We start from the raw sequence: 5895 nt of genomic DNA on the forward strand, positions 1-5895 counted from the left end.
GGATCAGGATTCCTTTATGTAAATGAGGAATTGTTAGATCAGTTGCAGGCATATCAAGTAGGAGCATATTCTGAGTTGGGCTATGATCTGCACCAAAAACCATTGAAACTCCAAGGTTATGTTCCAACTGCCCACCGTTATGACTATGGAAGCCAAAGTTTGCCCATGATTAAAGGGGTTTTAGCAGCAACGGCTTTTCATAGCGAAATCGGTAGAGAAAAAATAGAATTAAGAATCCGCGAACTGAATCAATACCTTTTTGATGGGTTAGATGAAATGAAGAATCAACTTCAAATAATTAGCCCTTCAGAAAAGGAGTCCAGAATTTGTATGGTCTCTTTTAAACCGAAAAATAAAGAATACCAAAAAGCATATCAGGAGATAAGCAAAGAAGGATTTAGAATTCGGGTAGTTCCGGAGGGAGGGATCAATGCGATTCGTATTTCAACACATATTTATAACAGCAAAGCGGAGATCGACTCACTGTTGACTGCAATTCAAAAAGTCTTGGGCTAAAAATTATTTTTGCTTTTTCTTCAAATTCTTCATGGCAGCATTTTGAGAGGCTTGTTCTTTTCGAAAAACTGCAATATCTGAAATGAGCTTTAGAGGGATTTCTCGATCGTAAGGAATTTGAACTGCTCCTTTACTGGTTACATAGCTTTCCAATTCTTTTTTGAATTCAATAATGGGTAGGTTGGTAGGGTAAAATCCGATGTGATTCTTCATGGCTGCATAATAAACCAAAACTTCCGTGGTTTTGATTGCTGGCATATGGTAGCTTATGACCTCTGTTGCCTCAGGAACTGCTTTTTTTAGTATTTCTCGGATGGCGTGGAGTTTTTCTTGGATTTCAGGAGAAAACCAGGAAAAGTATTCCTCGACAGACTGTGCTTTTGGATTCATGATGTTTATTTAATTTAAAAGCTGGTAATCATAGAAATTCCGGTTCCCTTGAATTTATCCATTTCTGGTAATGCAGTCAATGAGTCCTCAAGAGAAATTCTTGAACCTATTAAAAGTTCAGGGTTCATTTTACCTGAAAGAATCATCTGTAACATATCGGGGTATCGATACGCTTGCATGCCATGGCTTCCATAGATTTCCAATTCCTTCGATATTACCTGATTCATAGGAATTGAGGCATGCTTATGATCGGCAAGCATCAAACCAACCTGAATATGTTTTCCTCGTTTTCTAAGATTTTCTATTGAATTAAAGCAAGTTTCAGGGCTTCCTAAGGCATCTATTGAAATATGAACTCCTCCCTTACTAAGTTCTCGAACAGCTTCCACGACGTTTGATACTTTTGATGAATTGAGTGTGAAAGAGGCTCCGATTTTCTTGGCTAGTTTTAATTTTTCCTCATCTATATCAATGGCAATAATCTGGGCTCCCAATGCTTTTGCGATCATAATTGCAGATAATCCTATGCCACCACAACCATGGATAGCAATCCACTGTCCTCCAGAAACTTTTCCTTGATCCACAACCGCTCTAAAAGAAGTAGCAAATCGACAGCCTAAACTGGCTGCTGTTTCCATAGAAATCTCTTCAGGAACCCTCACTAAATTGACCTCAGCTCTTTCAATAGCAACGTATTGGGCAAAAGAGCCCCAATGCGTAAATCCTGGTTGGAATTGGCTGTCACAGACCTGTTGGTTGCCTGAAGCACATTCAGGGCATTTTCCGCAAGCACATACAAAAGGTACTGTTACAGGATCTCCAATTTTCCAGTTTTTCACATTTTTTCCTACAGATGTTATGATCCCTGCAAATTCATGTCCGGGTATATGAGGAAGTTCGATATCATCATCATGCCCCATCCATCCATGCCAATCAGATCTGCAAAGTCCGGTGGCTTTAACTTCTATGACTACTCCATCCGAGGTAGGAGTAGGGTCTGGAACTTTGGTGATTTTAGGATTGGATTGAAAGGATTCATATAGCAGAGCTTTCATCATAGATTTTGATTAAATCGAAACTTTCTGGGAGATATTTGCTTAGTTTCAACCTGTAAAGGTTTTCCACATTCAAATTTGGAATCATTTTATCCAAAAATAGTAGTAATCATTCAAATCTTTCAATGAAAAAAGAAATCACATTAACCGAAGCCCAAGAACAAGTTGACCAATGGATCAAAACGGTCGGAGTCCGATACTTCAATGAACTGACCAATATGACCATTTTGATGGAAGAAGTAGGGGAGTTGGCTCGGATCATGTCTAGAACTTACGGAGAGCAATCCTTCAAAGAATCTGATAAAGGGAAAGATTTAGGGGATGAAATGGCAGATATTCTTTGGGTTTTAATGTGCCTTGCCAATCAAACTGGAGTGGATTTGACGGAAGCTTTGCGAAAGAATCTTGAGAAGAAAAATATTCGTGATATCGATCGTCATAAAAACAATGAGAAGCTGAAATAGCAGTTTTTAGCCTGGCCTTTTATTGATCATACAATCCAGTATTACCTTTTTCTAGCAATGGCATCAAACTTTTCACAAGTTCAGGATTATCAGCGGCAATATTGATAGTCTCTAGTGGGTCGTTTTGATGATCGTAAAGTTCGATGGTTGGTTCTTGGTTTCGGAAGTATTTGGTAAGCCTATACCGTTCATTCCTTACCGTTATTCCATTTTTGAAGTAGCTAAAGGCTGTTTGATTTGCAGGATTTTCTTTTTGCTCAATCAAAGAAACCAGGCTTTCACCATCTAATTGATAAGGAGATTCAATTCCTGCTAATTCCAAAAGGGTCGGATAAATATCCACGGATTCCACGATACTTTTTTCTAGTCTGGATTTTTGCTCTGTTCCGGGTATTTTAATTATAAGGGCACTTTTTAATGCATTTTCAAAAAGTGTATGTTTCCCCCAAACCTGCTGCTCACCCAAATGCCAACCATGATCTCCCCAAATGATGACGATCGTGTTTTCTTCCAGATTTAAAGCCTTTAATTCATCTAAAATCAAACCTATTTGTGCATCTGAGTAACTGGCAGCGGCAAAATAGGCATGTTTGATTTTTTTTGCATAAGCTTCGGAAGCTACTTTTTCTAAATCTGGATGTTCTTCGCCCAAAGCATATTGGTTAAACTCTCCACTGGGCAATAAACTGCTTTCGGAAACATTCTTAGGCTTGGTTGGATTCAGTGCAACAGGTATAGATTCTTCATCATATAAATCCCAATACTTTTTGGGAGAAGTAAAGGGAAGGTGGGGTTTAAATAGTCCAACACCTAGAAAAAAAGGCTGGTCTTGGCCCTTTAATTCTTTCAGTTTAGAAATAGCAAGTTGGGTGGTCAATCCATCTGGATATCCTAAATCATCCACTTCACCAGCTTCATAAGGCTTGACTTGCTTGTTCATGCTTTGTCTGTTTTCGCCATCCGCATAAGCAAAAAAAGCATTCCAACCTGTTTTCCATTTTCCTGCATCAAATAGAAGTTCATCCCAGCTGTAAGGTAATTCTCGTTGATCTGAAACTTCCTCCTCGTATTCATAGACATATCCATCCGCAGAATGACTGATTTTCCCTATGCCTACGGTATGATAGCCATTTCTTTTCAAGTGGTGTATAAATGTTTCCGGGATTTCATTTTCGGCTTTTTTCGGAAACTCATTTTGCATGATCAGGTTGCTGAGTTCTGCACTTCTTCTTGGCCTCATGCCCGTAAGCAGTGCTGCTCTGGAGGCGCCGCAAGTAGGAACATGAACAAAATGATTGGTGAAACTTACCGCTTTAGAAGCCAGTTGATCAAGATTAGGAGTTTGTATCTGAGTATTTCCGAAATGACCTAATTCAGACCTAAGATCGTCAACGGCAATAAATAGTATATTGGGCTTTTTAGTTTGGGAAGTTTGGGCAAAAGTTGATCCTATAAAAAAGAAAGGAAGAAAAAAGGCGTAAGTTAAAATCCGGTTCATGGGGTTTATTTGAAGACAAAATGGTAAGATTCATCAAGTTTAATCAGGTTAAAATCTAGTTTAAATAGCTGATAAATCCATCAATTCTTGAACTAATATAAGTTTGAATATACCAGATAAAGAATTTATTTGGAGAGCAACTTTTGCTTTGGGAAAGTAACTATCCTTATTTTCAAGGATAAAGAATTAAGCAAATATGAGATTAAAAGGAAAAACAGCGATTATTACCGGTGCTACAAGCGGAATGGGAAAAGCCATGGCTGAGCGATTTTCTATGGAGGGAGCATCCTTAGTTTTAAGTGGAAGAAGCCAAGAAAGAGGGCTTGAATTAGAGAGAAATTTGAATAAGGCTGGAGGAAAAGTGGTTTTTGTAGCAGGGGATGTAGGGAAGTTGGAGGTAAATGAAATCCTTGTAAAAACTGCCATTGAGCATTTTGGAAAGTTGGATACAGTTGTTACCAATGCTGGAAAATTGGGCCTAGGTTCCATCACCGAGATTTCGTTGAATGAATGGCAAGAAACTATCAATACGAACCTCAATTCTGTTTTTTATTTATCGCGATTGGCAATACCGGAAATGTTAAAGAATGGTGGAGGATGCATATTAGCCAATAGTTCTATTGCGGCATTTAAAAGTTTCCCAAACCATGCAGCCTACTGTGCTAGCAAAGCGGCATTGGTGGCTTTAGTGAAAGAAATGGCTGTGGATTATGGACCAAAAATCAGAGTAAATACCATTTGTCCGGGTCCTGTAGACACACCATTGATCTGGGATTCTGCTCAGGCATTTGAAAACCCTGAAACGATCGTCCAACAAACGGCCAATAATACCTTGATGAAACGCTTAGGAAAACCAGAGGATATAGCTTCGCTAGCTTTGTTTTTAGTTTCAGAAGAGGCTTCTTGGATTACTGGTGCTGCTTATACGATTGATGGAGGAATCCTTGTAAAATGATGGTTTAGATTTCCTGACTTTTAAGCATTCCATTATCTACCTTTCCAATTATCGAGAAAAGATCCAAAGTCAGACAAAAATCAATATCAGATTCGATATTGTGGTTTTGAAGTCTTTTTGCATGGGAAGCTTGTGAAAGAAAACCTTTCAAATCATGCCCTTCTTTTTCAAATAATGCTTTCATCGCCAAAGCCCCATCTTCTGAAGCTTCATGAGTACTTTCGAGACTCTTTACCAAGGCTCCTGCATAAAGAGAATCTTCCAAGTTGAACATTCCCTTCCACCCAGCGCAATGAATCAAAACATCCAGATCTTTTGATTGAAGGTATTTGATAGTTGCTCCTAAGTTTGGGAATGCCCCGATCAATATCTCTTCAGCTCCTTCAGATTTAGAAATTGCTAAAGTTCCATTGGTTGTAGTCATGGCTAGCTTTCTTCCAGAATAAGCCTCATTTAGATAGGCCACAGGGGAGTTTCCCAATTCAAAACCTTCTGCAGTTAAGCCATTCCGTTCGCCAGCAATCAAATAGCCTTTTTTTGACATTTGCCTGCATTCTTCCAGATCAGCAAATGTTTTGATTTCAGTTATTCCATTTGCCAAAGCAGCTACCATCGTGGAGGTAGCGCGAAAGATATCGACTACCACCACAATTTTATTTTCAAGGGAATGAAGATGAATCAGCTCAGGACTGAAGCAGATTTCTACTTTTCTCATTTAGCTTTCAATAAAGGCAGTTTTTCTACCATTGCCTTTAAGTTTTTATTTCGTACTTGGATGAAAATTTCTGTGCCAGGTTTTGAAAATTCAGTTTTAACATAGCCCAAACCGATGCCGACACCCATGCTTGGAGATTGAGTTCCTGAAGTAACTTCTCCAATTACTTCCCCTGTTGCATCCACAATAGGGTAGTGGCCTCTTGGAATACCTCTTTCTTGCATTACAAAACCAACTAACTTTCGAGATACGCCGGCTTCTTTTTGAGCTTTCAAAGCTTCAGAATTAGTAAAGTCCTTGGT

8 protein-coding genes are annotated in these 5895 nt (G+C 38.9%); 3 read left to right on the forward strand and 5 right to left on the reverse strand.

Annotated elements, in window-relative coordinates:
* On the forward strand, positions 1 to 516 hold a 516-nt coding region (locus Q0L68_RS15050; protein WP_296704831.1), incomplete at its 5' end, for an aminotransferase class V-fold PLP-dependent enzyme.
* Between the two features lie 3 nt (positions 517 to 519).
* Here Q0L68_RS15050 and Q0L68_RS15055 read toward each other — a convergent pair.
* Together Q0L68_RS15055 and Q0L68_RS15060 are read right to left on the reverse strand one after the other, a co-directional pair.
* Positions 520 to 906, reverse strand: a complete 387-nt coding sequence (locus Q0L68_RS15055) for an iron chaperone (RefSeq protein WP_296704832.1) — start codon at positions 904 to 906, stop codon at positions 520 to 522.
* A gap of 14 nt (positions 907 to 920) precedes the next feature.
* On the reverse strand, positions 921 to 1961 hold the full coding sequence (locus Q0L68_RS15060; protein ID WP_296704833.1) for a zinc-dependent alcohol dehydrogenase family protein: 1041 nt from the start codon (positions 1959 to 1961) through the stop codon (positions 921 to 923).
* A gap of 125 nt (positions 1962 to 2086) precedes the next feature.
* Here Q0L68_RS15060 and Q0L68_RS15065 point away from each other — a divergent pair, with 125 nt between their 5' ends.
* Positions 2087 to 2425 (forward strand): nucleotide pyrophosphohydrolase, encoded by a 339-nt coding sequence (locus tag Q0L68_RS15065; RefSeq protein WP_296704835.1) that lies wholly within the window; start codon positions 2087 to 2089, stop codon positions 2423 to 2425.
* Positions 2426 to 2444: 19 nt separating this feature from the next.
* Here the strand turns inward: Q0L68_RS15065 and Q0L68_RS15070 are convergent, their stop codons facing one another.
* Positions 2445 to 3923: a sulfatase gene (locus Q0L68_RS15070; protein WP_296704836.1), complete on the reverse strand. Its 1479-nt coding sequence runs from the start codon at positions 3921 to 3923 to the stop codon at positions 2445 to 2447.
* A 196-nt stretch (positions 3924 to 4119) separates the two neighbouring features.
* On the opposite strand from Q0L68_RS15070, the gene Q0L68_RS15075 reads away from it, so the two are divergent.
* Positions 4120 to 4878, forward strand: a complete 759-nt coding sequence (locus Q0L68_RS15075) for a glucose 1-dehydrogenase (protein WP_296704838.1) — start codon at positions 4120 to 4122, stop codon at positions 4876 to 4878.
* A gap of 4 nt (positions 4879 to 4882) precedes the next feature.
* Here Q0L68_RS15075 and Q0L68_RS15080 read toward each other — a convergent pair whose 3' ends face one another.
* Positions 4883 to 5593 carry a 2-phosphosulfolactate phosphatase gene (locus tag Q0L68_RS15080; RefSeq protein WP_296704839.1) on the reverse strand — a complete coding sequence of 237 codons (711 nt, stop codon included), beginning with the start codon at positions 5591 to 5593 and terminating at the stop codon, positions 4883 to 4885.
* Positions 5590 to 5895: glycine cleavage T C-terminal barrel domain-containing protein (locus tag Q0L68_RS15085; protein ID WP_296704840.1), on the reverse strand; the 306-nt coding region annotated here is incomplete at its 5' end. The genes Q0L68_RS15085 and Q0L68_RS15080, both read right to left, overlap by 4 nt.

Origin of the sequence: Algoriphagus sp., assembly GCF_024642405.1 — a bacterium.
In the GTDB taxonomy this organism is placed as follows: domain Bacteria; phylum Bacteroidota; class Bacteroidia; order Cytophagales; family Cyclobacteriaceae; genus Algoriphagus.